We start from the raw sequence: 17,661 nt of genomic DNA on the forward strand, positions 1-17,661 counted from the left end.
TTTTAATTGCCTGCTTTTTCTTCATTATCTTTAGATTCTGGGTAATAAAATGCCATTTACATCTCCCGGTGTTCAAGCAAGGAGATATAGTAAATAGTGTTCAATCCTTTCGGGCAGGGAGTGGGCCAACACTTCCTGCCTTTTTAATTAGAATAGTTGGAATTTTCTTACAGCATACGTTCTTTTTTGCGTTAGTAAATATGTACTCCCAGGCTGTCTGTCCTGTATTTAAAGCCTGCCGAAAGTTGCAGTGCCTGCAGTACCTGGTGGAGGTCTTTATCTTTGAATGTTCCGGTGATTATTTCATTGTCGTACCTGTTGTTCTCTATCCAGATATTTACCCCATACCATCTTTCTAACTCTTTTATTATATCTGGCAGATTTTGTTGTTTAAATGATATACTGTTACTCATCCAGCCTGTTTCAGGAGGCGCTCCAGTGGCGGAATCGGTGGTCATATTGCTCACCGTAAAACCAATAGGTGGTGCAGCCGGGTCTGTATTTTTCTCTGTAGTAGATATGGTGGCTTTTTGTCCGGGTAATAACAGGATTTTTCTGCCGGCGCCTTCTTTTAGTTCTACTTCCAGCTTACCATTTATCAGCGCGGTTTCAACAGTGCCCTGCCCCGGATAGGCCCTGATGTTGAGTGTGGTACCCAATACACGTACATCTACACCGCTTACGTGCACAATGAACGGATTGTTGGCATCACTCATTACATCAAAATAGGCTTCACCGGTAAGCGTGACTTCTCTTTTCCCTTTTACCGCTTCGATTTTACTATCTGCATTCAGCCAGACCTTCGTGCCGTCTTCCAATACTACACTGGTACGGGAACCCGGTTTGGTAGCGATTTCCTTTGCACTGATGGTTTTTATAGCGGGAGAGGATAAGAAATAATGTTTGCCCGACCATACCATCAGCGTGCCGATAACCGCTGCTGCGGCCCATTTGAGGATAGATCTTATAGGGTACTGTTTTGCAGGTACTGTTTCATCTAATGTTAACTGCGACAGTCGCTGCTGCAATAACTGGTCCTCTTCCGCCGGCGACAATACGGCTTCGCTTTCCAGCTGCTCCAGCAGGGAAACACTATATTGCAGGGAAGGATCTGCCTGCAGCAGCGCAGACAGTTCGTCCAGCTCCAGTGGCGTAGCCTCTCCGGCTAATTTTCGGGTTAGTAAAAACAGGACTCTTTCATTTTCCATGCAATTAAGGAGTGGTATTCTGTAAGAAACCCCTAAAGAATTTCAAAAAAAACAAAATCAGATCAGGTAAGGGTAATTTACCATCATCATGCGAGCTTCTTTTATACGTAAATTACAGACGTAATGACCAAAATCGAGATTAGTGATCTGATCGAACGGATCGTCGTGTGTGATGACCAGCAGGCGTTTAAGCTGGTGTACCAACATTATTTCATACGCCTTTTCAGGTTAAGCTATTCTATTGTGAAGCTGAAGGAACTGGCGGAAGAAATTGCCAACGATGCCCTGGTAATGCTATGGACAAAAAGAAGCCGCCTTCCTGCCATTCATAACCTGGACCTTTACCTGTATACCAGTGTAAAGAATGACGCCATTGCAAAACTCAGCAAAGAACAGGCAAAGTATACCACTGATATCAGCACTGCCATCGGAGAGGACCTGAAAATTACCGCCGATCCTGAAAAGCTTATGATATCTGCTGAGATGATGAAGCAGCTGGCAGACGCCATTGCCAGCCTGCCACCACGTTGCAGGCTGATATTTAAACTGATTAAGGAAGATGGACTGAAATATAAAGAGGTAGCCACACTGCTGGATCTGTCCGTAAAAACGGTAGAAGCACAGATGGCCATTGCCGTACGTAAAATCCTTGCCGCAACGCAATTGCAAACAACCACACAAAAATTACCACAGTTATAAAACCAGTCGGAACCCCTAACAGCAGCGCCTATCCAAAAGTCAACAACAGCCGTTGATGTTGCTGATCAAAAAAATAGCATAATTATAAAAAAAGCATTCTATTTTTCCGGTCAATAAAACAGTAAGCAATGAGACTACGAAATTGGATGTCTGTGTTATTCTCTCTTGCAGTTACCTCCACTGCATTCGCACAGCAAAGACCCAATGTGATCATTATCATTTCTGATGATCACGCGTTTCAGGCCATTGGCGCCTATGGCAACAAACTGGTTAAAACGCCCGGTATAGACAGGATCGCACAGGAAGGAACAAGATTTGACCGTGCCTATGTTACGAATTCCCTATGCGGCCCAAGCAGAGCTACCATTCTCACCGGAAAATATTCTCATAAAAATGGTTTTAAGGATAACGACCACTCCCGCTTCGATGGCTCCCAGCCCTCCTTCATTAAAGAGCTGACCCAAAATGGCTACCAGACCGCCTGGATCGGTAAATGGCACCTGGAAACCAAACCACAGGGCTTCAGCCACTGGGAAATCTTACCCGGACAGGGACAATACTACAATCCCGATTTTATAGAAATGGATAGCTCCATTTCACGTGCCAGCGGATATGTTAGCAACATCATTGAAGATAAGGCAGAGAACTGGCTGGATCAGCGCGATACTACAAAACCTTTCTGCCTCGTGATAGGACATAAGGCCACCCACCGCGAATGGTTCCCTGATACCTGTGATCTGGGCAGATATGATGGTATTACTTTCCCGTTGCCAGCCAACTTCTACGATGATTATAATTCCAGGAAGGCAGCAGCAGTACAGGATATGACCATCGATAAAACCATGACCATGAGTTATGACCTGAAGATGTTCACCAACCAGGAAGAAGAAGATAAGTGGAATAATACTAAACGTATGTCGCCCTCACAGCGCAGCGCTTTCGATACCTATTACAATAAGATCCGGGAGGAGCTGAAAGCAAAAAATCTTTCCGGTAAAGCATTGGTTGAATGGAAATTCCAGCGTTACCTGCGCGATTACTATAGTACAGTAGCAGCCCTGGACCGCAATATCAGCCGAACACTCCAATACCTGGATAAACACCAGCTGACAAAAAATACGATTGTTATTTATATGTCTGACCAGGGATTTTTTATGGGAGAACATGGCTGGTTTGATAAGCGCTGGATGTATGAAGAGTCGTTCAGAACTCCGATGGTGATGCGTTATCCGGGTGTTTTAAAGCCGGGAACTGTCAATAAGGATTTTGTGATGAACCTCGACATTGCGCCTACCATCCTGGATGCAGCAGGTATGAAGGTGCCGGCTGATATGCAGGGTGAATCCATGTTGCCATTACTGAAACATACAAAGCAAAAAGGCAGAGAAGCCATGTATTATCATTATTATGAAAATACCGTGCATCATGTGTCGCCGCAGTTTGGTATCAAAACACAGCGCTATAAACTTATTCGCTTTTACGAACGCGTAGATGCGTGGGAGTTATTTGATCTGGATACGGACAAATCTGAAATGCACAATCTCTATGGCCAGAAAGGCTATGAGGCTATTACCGCGAAGCTGAAAAAGCAGCTCTCGGATTTAATTACGAAGTACGACGATACAGAAGCTGCCGCTTTGATGAAAGTGGAGGTTAAATAACGGTAAAGGTTATACGAAGTATAACAGAATATATTTCATCATCTTTATTAAAGAAGATAGTATATGCAAAGAAGAGATTTTGTGAGAAAATTATCCGGTGGACTGATATTGCCGGCTATGGTAAATTCACTGGATGTCGGCTCCCTGTTTCAGGGGCCATCTTTCGCAGATAAACTCCTGCCGGCGGTTAAGAACGGTGGCTTTATGATGGATGATTACTGGATCTGGGATCCTTCCGTAGTGAAGGGGGAAGATGGCCGCTACCATATGTTCGCCTCCCGCTGGCCGAAAGCAGTGGGCTTTGGTAAATGGGTGACCAACTCAGAAATCGTCAGGGCTGTGGCTGATACGCCCGAAGGGCCTTATACTTTTGCAGAAGTGGTGATGTCGCCGAGGGGAAAGGAATGGTTTGATGGCAGGTGTACTTTTAATCCGCGTATCACAAAATACAAAGGTCAATACCTGCTGTATTATGTTGGCGTTACCTATGATTTCCCGATGCCCGAAGATGCAACGGATATCTGGGCCAACGGTGTTGCGCAGCAGGCCTGGATGCATAAACGCGCCGCTGTAGCTGTTTCCGACTCCGTAAAAGGACCCTGGAAAAGGATCAGTCATCCGCTGATGAACCCGCGCCCCGGTAAATGGGATGCCTCTATCATTTCCAATCCTTCGCCGGTAGTACGCCCTGATGGTGACATCTACCTGATGTATAAATCCAGTCCGCATGGTCCTGAACCACCGCTGATGCTGGGCGCCGCGCTGTCGAAACATGGATATGAAGGGCCATATGAGCGCCTTTCAGATGCCCCTGTGTTCGATTTTAAAAGTACAAAAGAGAATGAAAGCGATGTGGAAGATCCGTTTGTATGGTGGAACAAAGACCATTATGAACTGATCATGAAAGACCGTTTTGGCAGGATATGTGGTGAAGAAGGTGGCGGTATTCATGCTACTTCCAAAAATGGGGTAGACTGGAAACTTTCTGATCCTGTGAAAGCGTACTCCCGTACTGTTAAATGGGACGATGGTACTGTTACGCACCAGGCGAATTTTGAACGGCCATTCCTGCTGTTTGAAAACGGAAAGCCCACCCATCTGTTCGCGGCCACTGGCTCAGGGCTGCGGCCTTACCAGGTAGATAAAACCTGGAATATGGTCATTCCATTGAAGCACTAACTTATAAGACTATACGTAATTAAAAAGCATAAGCCTTCCGGAACTCTTCCGGGAGGCTTATTTATGGAGGTGCTGCACTGAACATTTCTTCCTTCATTATTGTATTTACTGGAAAACACAGACATATGATTTATGTGGAGAATGAGTATGCAACCCTGAAAAGGGTAGTGCTGGCAGCGTCAGAATTCGGTTATGCGAGAAAGGTACGGGAAGATGACCTTCGGTTTTTGCCGCCGGCATCTGTCAGCGATGTGGAAGCACATATTGGTATGGACTTCAGCGAAGCTCATCCGGAAAAGCAGCGGCGTTGGGAGCAGGAGCGCCTGGACCTCCGGCAGGTACTGGAAAAATATGGTGTGGAAGTACTGCATCCCAGGAAGCTGACAGCAGCAGAAAAGCAGGCTGCCGGCGATGATGGCTACGCTAATTTCTTTGTACGTGACCCCTTTTTTACGATAGGAAACTGTGTGATAGAAGGCTCCATGCGTTTTCTGCACCGCCGCCATGAAGTGCTGCCGGTACGCAATATCATGAACACCGAAGTATTGCCGGCAGATTGTACCTATGTGGCTACCCCGCAGCCGGCTATTGCCGCTCCTGACGATACCACGTTAGGCGAAGGCCCCTTCCTGGAAGGAGGGGATGTCATCGTACTGGGAGATACCATCCTGGTAGGCAACTCAGGCCTGGCGTCCAATGCTGCCGGCGCCGCCTGGCTGAAAAAGTTTATGGGAAAATATGGCTACAAAGTGGAAATGGTGCGGTTGTCGCCCAATATCCTTCACCTCGACTGCGCCCTGGGGCTCATCCGCAACGGCCTGATGGTAGTTTGTGAAGAAGCGTTTATTGATGGTTTACCGGCGTATTTTAAAGACTGGCAAAAGATCAGGGTGACCATGGAACATGCTACCATGCTGGCTACAAACGGATTGCCCGTATCCCCGGAAGTATATATCACCGATCCGGCATTTTCCTTTATCGGTGAACAGGTAGCCGCATTCGGTATAAAAGTGGAATACATCGAATTCAGTATCAGCAGAAGCTTCGGTGGTTCTTTCCGCTGTAGTACGCAACCACTCCTGAGAAAGGGCTGATCCTTACACGCCCACCTATTTTTGCCTGCCGATGTTCGCTTTTGAACAGCGGGTGTCTTATATTTGAACAGCATCACCAAAATCCCTTTTCTCAAGATATTGATAATCAAACCAAAAAATCCTGGTATGCTATTGTAATGCCGATAGTAAATAAATACTTGTAGCATATGTTGCGTAATTATTTTCGTATAGCCTGCCGAAATCTGCTCAGAAGCAAGGGATTTACTGTTATCAATATCCTTGGCCTTGCGCTCGGCATGGCAGTGGCTATCCTAATAGGGTTATGGATTACCGACGAAATATCATTCGACAGGCAGTTTCCCGCTGCTTCACGGAATGTACAGCTGATGCACCACTGGAACAACAATGCTTTTCATAAAATCTCTACTGAATCAGTAATGCCTGTTCCGGCAGCCAATGAACTACGTACAAAATACGGCAGCTACTTTAGCTATGTGGCGTTGTCAAGGCGTGCCTGGGGACGTATCTTCAGTGATGGCAGTAAGAAGATCACCCGCAATGGAATGTATGCTGAAAAAGACATTACAGGCATTCTATCGCTGCAACTATTAAGTGGTAGCACAAAAGAACAGGAGGAGCCTAATACCGTGCTTATCAGCCGAAGCAGTGCCCAGGCGGTTTTCGGCTCAGCCAGCCCTGTGGGCCAGCTCCTGAAAGTCGATAATAAGAACACCGTAAAAGTAACAGGTGTTTATGAAGATTTCCCCCGTAATACCAGCTTTTATGGGGTAGATTTTATCCTGCCATGGAGTTACCTGGTGGCAGACCAGTCATGGGTGAAGCGTGCTGCCGACTACTGGAACGACAACTCTTTCACCCTATATGCGAAACTGGCACCCAATGCCGATTTTGAAAAGGCCGCTACTGCCATTAAGTATATGCTACGCAACCGCCCCGACAGAAACGACAATGCCGTAGTGTTCATGCACCCTATGCTCAAATGGCACCTGTACGATGAATTCGACCATGGCGTAAACACGGGCGGCGCTATTAAATACCTGCTGATATTTGGCCTGGTAGGCTTTTTCGTACTGGTACTTGCTTGTATAAATTTCATGAACCTGAATACGGCCAGATCGCAAAACAGATCGAAGGAAGTGGGCATAAGAAAGGCAATTGGCTCCGGCAGAAAACAGCTGATCCTGCAGTTCCTGGGAGAAGCCGTCATGATGGCCGCCATTTCCATGATCATTGCGCTGGTACTGGTGTATTGTACGTTGCCTTGGTTTAACCAGGTGGCGGAAAAAGAGATTCACTTTCCTTTTATCAGCCTGTACTTCTGGACTTCGGTGCTGCTCCTGGTAGGTTTAACCGGCATTCTCGCCGGTAGTTACCCAGCATTCTATCTTTCTTCCTTTAATACCATCAAGGTCCTTAAAGGTGCTTTTAAACCCGGGAAGCAGTCGGCATACCCGCGTAAGTTGCTGGTGATATTTCAATTCTCCATATCCGTTGCCCTGATGACAGGTACGGTACTGATTATTCAACAGGTTAACTATGCGCGGGAAAGGCCCTTGGGCTATGAGCAAAACGGGTTGATCAACATAGCCATGACCACCCCGGATTTATACGGGAAATATGACCTCCTGCGCCGCGATTTAATCAGTTCCGGAGCTGCCGTTAATATGGCGGAAGCCTCCAATCCGGCAGGGACCATCTTTTCGCACCTCTCTGGTTTTGACTGGCCGGGAAAAGAGGAAGGACTCAATCATAGTCTGGGTGTATCATGGGTGACACATGATTTTGGCAGCACAGTAGGCTGGAAGTTTGTTGCCGGGAGAGATTTTTCGCGCAGCTTCGCGACAGATTCCAGCGCTATTATCCTCAACGAGCGTGCTGTGGCTTTTATGGGCCTGAAAGACCCGGTAAATACGATGATCCGCTTCAATCAGAAACCTTATCTTGTGGTAGGAGTGATAAAAGATGTGATTATGGAATCGCCTTTTGCGCAGGCAGCGCCTATCGTATTTATGATGGATTATAATAATGCTTCTGATATCACCATAAAACTAAATCCAGCCTTAACACCACATCAGGCATTAACTAAAGTTGAAAAAATATTTAAGCAATACAATCCGAATGCACCCTTCGATTATCGTTTCATCAACGATGAATTTAACAACAAATTCAAAGCAGAAGAGAAAGCAGGCCGGCTAACGCTCTTCTTTGCCATACTGGCTATCTTTATCAGCTGCATGGGCATTTTCGGACTGGCTACCTTCATGGCCGATCAGCGGACGCGCGAAATTGGTATCCGGAAAGTATTGGGTGCTACTGTCCTGGAGCTCTGGGCTACTATCTCCGGGGAATTCCTCGTACTGACAGTTGTCTCCTTTGTTGTAGCCGCACCTTTGATATGGGTATTTATCGAACAATGGTTAAATGGATATGAATATCGCATGAAAATATCCATCTGGACTTTCCTGGTTATTGCCATACTAACGTTGATGATTACACTCTGTACGATTAGCTATCAGGCACTGAAAGCTGCCATGGCCAATCCTTCGCGGAGTTTAAAAACGCAGTAGCCCTGTTGGATTATTGAAACAACGCAATAATAAATGGCAATGAAATCAAACTGATCGCCAATATTAATCCCGTATACAGGTAAAGTGGTGTTCTTGTTGACTTTTCATATTGTTGTTGCAGATGTCCGATGAATTTTTTCTCACCACAGGTATTGCACTGGATTTTTACATCCTTATAGCTGCTTGGAAATAGTGGGAGAAAGAACAGGTGTGTATATTCTCTGAATACATTAACATCCAGATCAGCATCCCCGCAGTTCTCGCACACATGATCGTGGTTAGTAGCATTGTGGATATGCGCCGTCAGTTTGCCACGTAGTAAAATCATAGAGATAAATTTTTATGTTCAGAAGATTATAGCAAAGGTTATTGTACCAGATTAAACCCTGTATAGGAGTCATAATCACGATCAATATCGTTGATTTCTCCTTTGTCCAGCATTTCTTTTAGGTCTTGTCTGGTAAAGGAAAGTTCTTCCTCCTTAGTGAAGTAATCTTCCGGATTTAACTTGCTGACCACGCCATTATAGGCGAGTTTGTTGTGGTATACATAAACGCTATCTCCCTTAATCTCGCATACACGAAGAAAGTAATAAGTGGTAGCTGTGCTTTCGTTCTGCCGGATGGTATATACGTCACCAACTGCCGGATTGGAAAGCAGCCGGGTGTTCTTATTATGCGTAATGTTTATTGTTATTGGAGCTGCGATACACATGGCCAGAAACAGCAATGGACCTCCATACAGGTAAAAGGGTGTCCTGCTTTTCTTTTCATATTGCTGCTGCAATTCAGGGATATATTTCCGTTCGCCGCAGGTTTTGCAAAACATTTTGGTGTCTTTACAACCAAGTGGAATGATTGGTAAAAAGAGAAAATGGAAATACTGCCTGTAAATATTTATGCCGATGTTGAATTCGTTACAGTTGCTACAAGCATGATCGTGATTGGTTGCTTTCTTGATACGGGCCCATCTCCGGCCATAGAGAAAAAATACGAACATAGGATTCTCGCTTAATGCGTAGGTAATAGAGATAATAAATAATAGCTAAAGCTAGATAAAATAACAGAAATTTTAGCAGGTGATTTTTGGCGAATACCTTTTATAAGCAGAAAGAGGCGCTATCAGCGCCTCTTTCTGCTTATATTTTTTAGTAATCGGGAGATTGTTTTTTTATCCAGATGATCACGGATTGATCTTCAAAGCATCTGCCCATTTCAGTTTTTCCGGATATCCCCATCCTGGTTTCGTAGGGTCACAGAAGTCGTTGTAAAACTTCATCGTTTCAAATAGCTTGCTGCGCATAGCCGCTACCTGTTGCTGGTAGCGTGGTGCTGCTGCGAGGTTGTGCTGTTCCAGCGGATCATTATGCAGGTCGAACAGTTGCTCCGGATGCGCGCCGTTAACATTATAGAGAATATATTTCATACTGTCTATCGTGATGGCACGTTGCAGGTTGGAGTAGGTGGTGAATATTTCCTTTCTCCCTTTGAAATTATTACTGCTAAAGGCTTTGGCGAGCGATTGTCCTTCTACGCTGGCAGGCGTGGAGAGATGATTTAAATCACATAGGGTAGGGAACACGTCGTTCAGGTAGCAATAGGCATTTATGCGTTTATTGGCTGGAATGCCTGGCCCTGCAATGATTAACGGTACCCGCATGGAATGATCATAGAGGTTCTGTTTGCCGAGTAAGCCATGTTGCCCGACGGCGAGGCCGTTGTCACCAGCAAAGACAATGATGGTGTTTTCGAGCTGACCACTTTTGCGCAAGGCATCCATTACGCGTCCTATTTCGTGATCTACTTCTGTGATCATGGCGTAGTATTTCGCAATTTCCATCTTAACGCTGTCGCGGTTACGGGGGAATCCCAGCAGCACTTCATCCCTGACATCCATTTCACCGTTGTTGAAAGGGTGCCTGGTCATGAAATTTGCCGGCAGCGGAATTTTAGATGTATCGTATTTACTGAGGTATTCTGCCGGCGGTGTACGTGGGTCGTGTGGCGCGGTAAAGGCTACGTACATCAGGAAAGGCGCTGTATGCTGCTGTTGCAGGAATTGTACGGCTGCATCGGCATACATGACCGAAGAAAATTTTTCGCCTTGAAACCGCTGTTTATAAGCGCCGGTAGTATCATAGTGTGTTAGCTTCGGGGAGATATGGCCGCCTTCTTTTTCTGTATGCATACCGCCGAAGAAAATATTTTCGCCGGTTCCGAAAGACCTGTTGAAGGAGGCATAATCGCTGTGCCATTTTCCAGTCTCGAAGGTCTGGTAGCCATTGGCACGGAAGTATTCAGGGAAGGTGATGTCTGCCGGTGGTATTACGCCACCATCCTGATGTACATGGAAAACGCTTCTGCTGCTGAGGAGCATGGCTCTGCTGGGAGCACATACCGCACCACCGAGGGAACCCATAATATGTGCCTGTGTGAAACAGGTGCCGGATTTCAGCAGCTGGTCCATATTGGGCGTAATGATATCAGGATTATTTAGTGCGTGAATAGTGCTGAACCGCTGGTCGTCCGTAAAAAGTACCAGCACGTTATAGCGTTTGGATTGGGCTTGCAGGCCGGTGGCAAGACACAGGAATGCCAGTGCAGTAAGCCATGATTTTCGTATATGCATAAGCGACAGTTGATCTGGCTAACTTAATGCATACTATGTAAAGAATTTGGTATTATATTATCCGAATATGATAGGATCAGGCAGACAAAATGTTAATTATAATTTTGGTCAATGTAATATGGCAGCCCGGACAGGCTGCCATATTACATGTATATACGAAAGAAACAGGACTATTGCAGTTTATCCAAAACAGGATGGTCAAGGGAAGTCAGTGTGTTTTTTCCAGGGGTCAGCAGCTCCAGTACAGCGATTGTATTTTTCCCGGGCTTCAGCCAGGCTGCCGGTACATAAAGTGTTTGCTGAGGTCCTATCTTCCAGTACCTGCCGAGGTGGTGGCCGTTGACCCAAACCACGCCTTTGCCCCAGCCACTCATATCCAGGTAGGTATCTGCTGTTTTTTCAAGCGTGAAAACGGCGGTTTTAACAGCCGGTGATTCCGAAGCAGCCGAGTTGTTTTTTGCGACAGGCATATCAGCGAAAGGCAGTTTATACTGGAGCCAGTTATGAACAGGCTTGCCATCCAGTAGTACGGCATGGGTAATACCTTTATTATTTTCAAGGAGATAATTACCGAAGTTTATTCTGCCGAGATTTTCCACCAGTATATCCAGTGTTACTTTTCCATTGGGAAGATCGATGCCGGTGCTGTCCTGGCTGAGTCGGCGGTCCAGTACGGCGCTGCGTTTGCCGTTGATGAATATGATGGCATAGTCGCGCAGCTCTTTCAGTTGCAGCGAGGCTTTACGGCCTCCGTCTATGGTTGTTCTGTATAAAACAAATCCATATGCCTGGTCCAGTTTTTCAAACGTTAACGGATCTACGCTTTTTACTGGCGCCGGCAGCTGACTGAACAGATCACTGCTACGTGTAAACGTCACCGTTGGGAGGGCAGCGGCAGGTTTTGCGGCAGGTACCGGTGGTAGCGTAGTACCAGCAGGCAGGTGTCTGCTGATGATTTCCCGGAATTTCATAAACTTAGGTGTAGCATTGCCGGCTTCATCCAATGGAGCGTCGTAATCGTAGCTGCTGACTTCCGGAGCGTAGTCATGATTGCCGCTGTAGTTGGCGCCATTCATATAACCGCGGGTGGTGCCACCGTGGAACATATACATATTGATCGAGATACCGGCTGTCAGCACACGTTCCAGGCGCTGCTCAAATTTTTCACTTGGAACGGTATGGTGCGGCTGTCCCCAGGAGTCGAACCAGGCAGGATACCATTCAGCAATATAATAAGGCCCTTTGTCATTGTGGCTGGCACGTACAATGGCTTTTACCTTCGCCGGGTCATCGATACCATTTACCGCCGGCAATAAACCGGGCAGATGTCCTTTTTCTACATCAGATCCGGGATCACAGGTATACAGTAAGCCATCAAAACCCGCGGAGATAAAGAGTTTGCGGTTCTCATCAAGGTAGGTAGTATTGGCGGCGTAGGCACTTTTTTCATTGGCCATCTGTATTACATAGGAACCGTATTCATTTTCGATCTGGGTCATGATGATATTACCACCATGATTGATTTGCATGGCGGCTACCTGTTTACCTATGGCATGAATGTACTTGTTGTAGGCAGCAATATATTGTGGTTCCATGCTGCGTACCTGGAGTCCGGGAAGGTTTTGCAGCCAGTAGGGATAGCCGCCAAACTCCCACTCTGCGCAGCCGTATGGACTAGGACGCAATATTACCCAAAGGCCTTCTTCTTTGGCCATTTTAATAAAGGTAGCTACGTCGTTGTTGCCGGAGAAATCGTAATGCCCCTGCGTTGGCTCATGGAGGTTCCAGAACACGTAAGTGGCAACGGTGTTAAGCCCCATCGCCTTCGCCATCTTCAGCCTGTCGCGCCAGCATTCCCGTGGAATACGCTGGTAGTGCATCTCTCCGGAAATCATCTGGAACGGCTTGCCATCCAGCAGAAAAGTAGAATCGCCTAATGCAAAGGTATGCTGGGCTTTGGCAAGGTATCCCATTAACAATATGCTGCCTAGCAGCAGGAATTTCTTCATTGTTCTGATAATTATAACAATAAGATAGGGCGATAAATGTATTTTATACATTTTTTTTGACAACTGGTAATTTCAATCGTTTGCTATTGGTAGGATGATTACAGTTTTATCTATATGAAATAAAAATAATACTTTAGTAAGTCAGGTCAGATGCAACTATTTGAAGTCTGTGGCAGGCACCTAAAATTTAAAGCAGGAATATAATGATAATACCAACAGTAAATATTTTCAGAGAAGTAGTAGTAGAAGGCTTTTCTATCCCCGGTTTCGTTCATAACGGCAGCTATTATTTTGTAGATATTGATGTTTATGCAGATGGGAGAGTAGAATGCTGGCAATTTGAGGATTTTGAACATTTTAAAAATCATGTAAAAAATGACTGGGTAGCCGTAGGCATTCCTGAAAATAAAGCGATAGACATTCATGGCCTGGGTGTCTGGGATATCAGTAATGGTACCTGGTTGTATAATGAGGATAGCTATATTGAATATGTATGGTCGCTGATAGAATTATTAAACCCTAAGCTGGAGAATATTTTTAAATATAGTGAAAAGATCGTGAAGGGTATTAGTGTAGGAGAAACCGGAAAGGGTACTAATTACAAGGAAGTACCCAGGACTCCACATGATTTTTTCCCGCCAAGACTTACCGGTGAAAGTCTGAACATGTTTTATTGTAAAGAGCATGTATACCATCTCATCAAAGTGATCGTATTTCCTGATCTTACTATTAAACTGGATCGTATGGAAGTGCCTGTAAATATGAGTTTGGAAGACTTTGAGGCACTGGTTGCCCAAGGTGTAATTGTTACAGCACTCCCGCAAAATGCAAAAGTACATATATATGGCCTGGGTGAATTTACGGCCACAAGGTGTCAGTACCACATAGATGCACACGATAAAATATTGGAGATTAAAGATATTATCAGGGAATTAAAAAAAGAACCATCTACGGTTAAAATATGTATTGCTGCATATGATGCTTATTTGAACCATCCAACCGCTGAAAATAAAGAACAGCTCCGCATTGCTTATGAAAATGTTCCTGAGCACCACCGTATGTATGTCGGAGATATGGATACCAAAGACATCGAAGTAAGAATGATTATTTATGGTGAGCAGGAAATTGAAAACTGGTCGCATTACCAGGTTTCAAAAGCAATAGGAGCAGCGCTGCCCACTATAACTTTACCTTCCCCGCAAGACGATCAAAATAAATAGACCTGTTCTGATTTTCTACGCTACATGCTTTGTATAATTTATAAAAAAAGCTCTCCGCCAATAAGTGGCAGAGAGCTTTTCTCATTCTGATGGTAGCCGTTGTAGGTTTGTTTGGTGTAATCGATGCGCGAATGTAGTTTTTACTTAAATCATGGAACCCGAATCATACACCTATCTATTCTGATAGTTATTGATTTTGAATTTTACTATAAATAGTTTTGTAACTATAAAAATTATAGTACATAAAATTCAACTCATATGACAACATATTCCAACCAGGACGATACCGCTACGGCACAGGATAAACCACTCGTTACCATTGTGGGTGTTTTAGGCAAACAGGGACTTAGTACTGCGCGCACATTGCTGGCATCAGGTAAGTACCGGGTACGCGGCATCACACGCCGCACCGATTCAGCAGCAGCCCGGCAGTTAGCCCGCATGGGCGCAGAACTGGTAAACATACCACTCAATCTGGGACATAAACCGGCATTTGTGGAGGCGTTCAAAGGTGCTGATTCCGTATTCCTGATGACGCCCGATATTGCGCCTCCTGCCACACATGAATTCCAGCTGGGAAAAGAACTGGCAGATGCTGTAGTAGAAGCAGGCGTACCACATGTCATTTTCAGCAGTCTTGAAAATGTAGATAAACTGACCAATGGTAAAAAGTTCGCACCGCATTTTACGGATAAAGGAAAGGTAGAGGCCTATATCCGTACGCTGCCCATCAAAAGTTCGTTTATCATGATGGCCTTTTTCTATACCAACCTGATGGAATTTTATACGCCGGTGGTAAAAGGAGATACCCTTGTATTTCCTGTCTATCTGCCACAGCACTTCCGCGCACCATTTGTAGATCCGCTCACAGCTACCGGCCCGGCTGTATTGGAAATTCTCTCCAATCCGGACCATTACGCCGGACAATCACTGCCGGTTATTGGTGATATGATTACGCCGCAGGAAATGGTAGATACCTTTGTAAAGGTGACAGGAAAAAAGGCCGTATATACATCAGCGTATTCCCGCAAAGAGCTGCTGGCCTGCTTCCCGGGCTTTGCTGCCAATGAAACACTGGTGCAGGAACTGACCGGCATGGTGGAATATGCAGTGGAATACGGCTATTATCAGGCAGACCGTGACCTTTCCTGGAGCAGGAAAATAAATCCTGCCATACTGAACTGGGAACAGTTTCTGATCCATACCGCCTGGCAGGGAGAAAAACTTTCCTATTAAAGTATTGCATTTACCGGAAGCCGCCTCCTGCTATAGGGATGGCTTCTCCTATTATAAGACTGTCTGGAGTTGTAACGCAGATGCAACCTTTCAATGGTCCGGGTGTCTTTATAACCGAATAACTTACCCCTGACCACAAACTGCCATATATGTCAGCAGCTGCTATTAAATCAATCGGCATATTTGTATTATGCCTGCTTTTTTGTGAAAACCTCTCTGCCCATAATGGCAGCGTTGCCTATGCTTATCCCGTTGGGAATATCAAGGTAGACGGGGATCTTTCCGACTGGCCGAAAAATATCCGTACCTATAAAATAGGCATCACGCCTTCGGATACGAAACCTAAAAACGATGCTGATTTTTCCGGCTATTTTCAGGTGGGTTATAATCTCGCCAATCAATCACTCTATGTTGCATTTACCATTACAGACGATGACTATGTGGAAGATACTTCCAAAACAGTGCGCTGGGATACCCAGGACGGCCTGGAAGTGAGTCTGGATGCACGCCACCTGATCAGTGGATCAGGTGTGGCTTCATTCATGTACAGTAACACGCTTCGTACGGTTAACAATGCTTTTTATGATGCCTTTGCCAGCAAAGCCAGCTGGGATATGATGGAAGTAGCGATGGTGCGTCATGGAAATACCCGTATTTACGAATGGCGGATGAAATTAGGCAATGAATTGGCAGTAGGTAAATCTATAGGGTTTGATTTTCATGTATATGATAAAGATAGCGACGGCAGCTTCTCCTGGTCTGCATGGGGAAAGGGCGAGGCTAAGTACAGAAATCCGAATAGCCTGGGTGATATCGTGTTCCTCCCTGCCGGTAAAGATTTGTCTGCCATTACGGGAAAAATAACCTGGAGCAGCCCGCAGGACGTGAAGTTGCCAGGCCTGCTGCGCCTTATTGCTGTTGATCATCCCGGCCTATGGATAACAGCAGCAGTGGATAGTCTGGGTAATTACACCGTGATGGCGCCTGCCGGAAAGTATCAGCTCGCCCTGCCAGATCCTTATTATCAGTCAGCGGATAAAATATATGCCGTTGAGCAACCGGTATCGGTCAACGTTACAGGAAAGCCGGGACAAAAAGTCGTGGCGCCTGATTTTCGTATATCCGCTGCCGTAGTACCGGACCTGATCCCGGAGAAAGGCGTACTGCAAGACTTTTCCGCTGCCACTGCCGGCAGGATAGACCATTTTATTGAAACCTACCAGCAATACTATGGGATACCAGGTGTTTCTCTTGCCCTAATAAAAGATGGAAAAATGGTATACCATAAAGTATATGGTGTCACCAATACCATGACAGGAGAAAAGGTAAACGACAATACCCTGTTTGAAGCGGCTTCTGTTACAAAGCCGGTATTTGCCTTTGCAGTGGAAAGATTGGCAGAACGTGGCGTGATTGATCTGGACCGGCCGTTATATGAATACCTGCCTAATAAAGATATTGAATATGACGACCGGTATAAGCTGATGACCGCCAGACATGTACTCACACATCGCACCGGTTTTCCAAACTGGCGATGGATGAATAAAGATGGCAAACTGGACCTGAAGTTTACACCCGGTACCGCCTATAACTACTCCGGTGAAGGCTTTGAGTACCTGAAGCTGGTGGTGGAAAAAATCACCGGGAAAAAAGTAGAGCAGGTATTACAGGAAGAAGTACTTGGCCCGATAGGTTTGTACCATACATTTTTCTCAAAAAATGATTCCTTACAAAATGTGGCGGCTTATGGTCATATAGATAAAATACCTACCCCGAATGACCTGCCGGAAAAGCCGGGCATGGCATATTCCATGTATACCGAAGCTGGTATTTTTACAAAATTCATGTTGTACCTGCTGGAACAGAAAGGGCTGACACCGGCCACTTACGACAGCATACTATCCCGACATTCGGATTATCCTGCCAGCGAAGCGCACTATCTGGATGGCCCTGCTTATATGGGTATGAGTCTTCAGATAAGAGAAACACCTTTTGGCAAAACCTTTGGTCATGGTGGCAATAACGGGGATTTTAAATGCCGGTTTGAAGTGTATAAAGATTTGAAAATGGGATATGTTATTTTTACAAACTCAAATACATCTGATGTATTACTTGAAAATATGCATAGATTTCTGGTAGAAGGAAAAAAGACTACACCCTGATAATGAATGTAGATCT

The 17,661-nt window shown here is 45.4% G+C and carries 13 protein-coding genes; 8 read left to right on the top strand and 5 right to left on the bottom strand.

Annotation, left to right across the window (positions count from 1 at the left end):
• Positions 1–191 precede the first annotated feature (191 nt).
• Positions 192–1,208 carry a FecR family protein gene (locus tag F3J22_RS20075; RefSeq protein WP_167019724.1) on the bottom strand — a complete coding sequence of 339 codons (1,017 nt, stop codon included), beginning with the start codon at positions 1,206–1,208 and terminating at the stop codon, positions 192–194.
• 123 nt (positions 1,209–1,331) lie between these two features.
• Between F3J22_RS20075 and F3J22_RS20080 the strand changes: the two genes are divergently transcribed.
• The 5 genes from F3J22_RS20080 to F3J22_RS20100 all read left to right on the top strand — a co-directional run bounded on the left by F3J22_RS20080 (position 1,332) and on the right by F3J22_RS20100 (position 8,390).
• Positions 1,332–1,907, top strand: a complete 576-nt coding sequence (locus F3J22_RS20080) for an RNA polymerase sigma-70 factor (RefSeq protein ID WP_167019725.1) — start codon at positions 1,332–1,334, stop codon at positions 1,905–1,907.
• Between the two features lie 128 nt (positions 1,908–2,035).
• Positions 2,036–3,568: a sulfatase gene (locus tag F3J22_RS20085; protein ID WP_167019726.1), complete on the top strand. Its 1,533-nt coding sequence runs from the start codon at positions 2,036–2,038 to the stop codon at positions 3,566–3,568.
• A gap of 63 nt (positions 3,569–3,631) precedes the next feature.
• Complete coding sequence (locus F3J22_RS20090) at positions 3,632–4,747, top strand: glycoside hydrolase family protein (RefSeq protein ID WP_205195445.1); 1,116 nt, start codon at positions 3,632–3,634, stop codon at positions 4,745–4,747.
• Between the two features lie 125 nt (positions 4,748–4,872).
• Positions 4,873–5,841 carry a dimethylarginine dimethylaminohydrolase family protein gene (locus tag F3J22_RS20095; protein ID WP_167019727.1) on the top strand — a complete coding sequence of 323 codons (969 nt, stop codon included), beginning with the start codon at positions 4,873–4,875 and terminating at the stop codon, positions 5,839–5,841.
• A gap of 167 nt (positions 5,842–6,008) precedes the next feature.
• Positions 6,009–8,390 carry an ABC transporter permease gene (locus F3J22_RS20100; RefSeq protein WP_167019728.1) on the top strand — a complete coding sequence of 794 codons (2,382 nt, stop codon included), beginning with the start codon at positions 6,009–6,011 and terminating at the stop codon, positions 8,388–8,390.
• A gap of 10 nt (positions 8,391–8,400) precedes the next feature.
• On the opposite strand, the gene F3J22_RS20105 is transcribed toward F3J22_RS20100, so the two are convergent.
• The 4 genes from F3J22_RS20105 to F3J22_RS20120 form a co-directional block, all read right to left on the bottom strand.
• Positions 8,401–8,718, bottom strand: coding sequence for a hypothetical protein (locus tag F3J22_RS20105; protein ID WP_167019729.1), 318 nt, complete (start codon positions 8,716–8,718; stop codon positions 8,401–8,403).
• A 38-nt stretch (positions 8,719–8,756) separates the two neighbouring features.
• A complete protein-coding gene (locus F3J22_RS20110; RefSeq protein WP_167019730.1) occupies positions 8,757–9,389 on the bottom strand; it encodes a hypothetical protein in 633 nt (210 codons plus the stop codon).
• 183 nt (positions 9,390–9,572) lie between these two features.
• Positions 9,573–11,018, bottom strand: coding sequence for a sulfatase-like hydrolase/transferase (locus F3J22_RS20115; protein WP_167019731.1), 1,446 nt, complete (start codon positions 11,016–11,018; stop codon positions 9,573–9,575).
• 170 nt (positions 11,019–11,188) lie between these two features.
• Complete coding sequence (locus F3J22_RS20120) at positions 11,189–13,027, bottom strand: glycoside hydrolase family 35 protein (protein WP_167019732.1); 1,839 nt, start codon at positions 13,025–13,027, stop codon at positions 11,189–11,191.
• Between the two features lie 203 nt (positions 13,028–13,230).
• On the opposite strand from F3J22_RS20120, the gene F3J22_RS20125 reads away from it, so the two are divergent.
• The 3 genes from F3J22_RS20125 (at position 13,231) to F3J22_RS20135 (ending at position 17,645) form a co-directional block, all read left to right on the top strand.
• Entirely contained in the window at positions 13,231–14,247 is a 1,017-nt protein-coding gene (locus F3J22_RS20125; RefSeq protein WP_167019733.1) for a hypothetical protein, read from the top strand.
• A 258-nt stretch (positions 14,248–14,505) separates the two neighbouring features.
• Positions 14,506–15,483, top strand: coding sequence for an NmrA/HSCARG family protein (locus F3J22_RS20130; protein WP_167019734.1), 978 nt, complete (start codon positions 14,506–14,508; stop codon positions 15,481–15,483).
• A gap of 149 nt (positions 15,484–15,632) precedes the next feature.
• Complete coding sequence (locus tag F3J22_RS20135) at positions 15,633–17,645, top strand: serine hydrolase (RefSeq protein WP_167019735.1); 2,013 nt, start codon at positions 15,633–15,635, stop codon at positions 17,643–17,645.
• Positions 17,646–17,661: the final 16 nt, after the last annotated feature.

Origin of the sequence: Chitinophaga sp. Cy-1792, assembly GCF_011752935.1 — a bacterium.
Taxonomy (GTDB): domain Bacteria; phylum Bacteroidota; class Bacteroidia; order Chitinophagales; family Chitinophagaceae; genus Chitinophaga.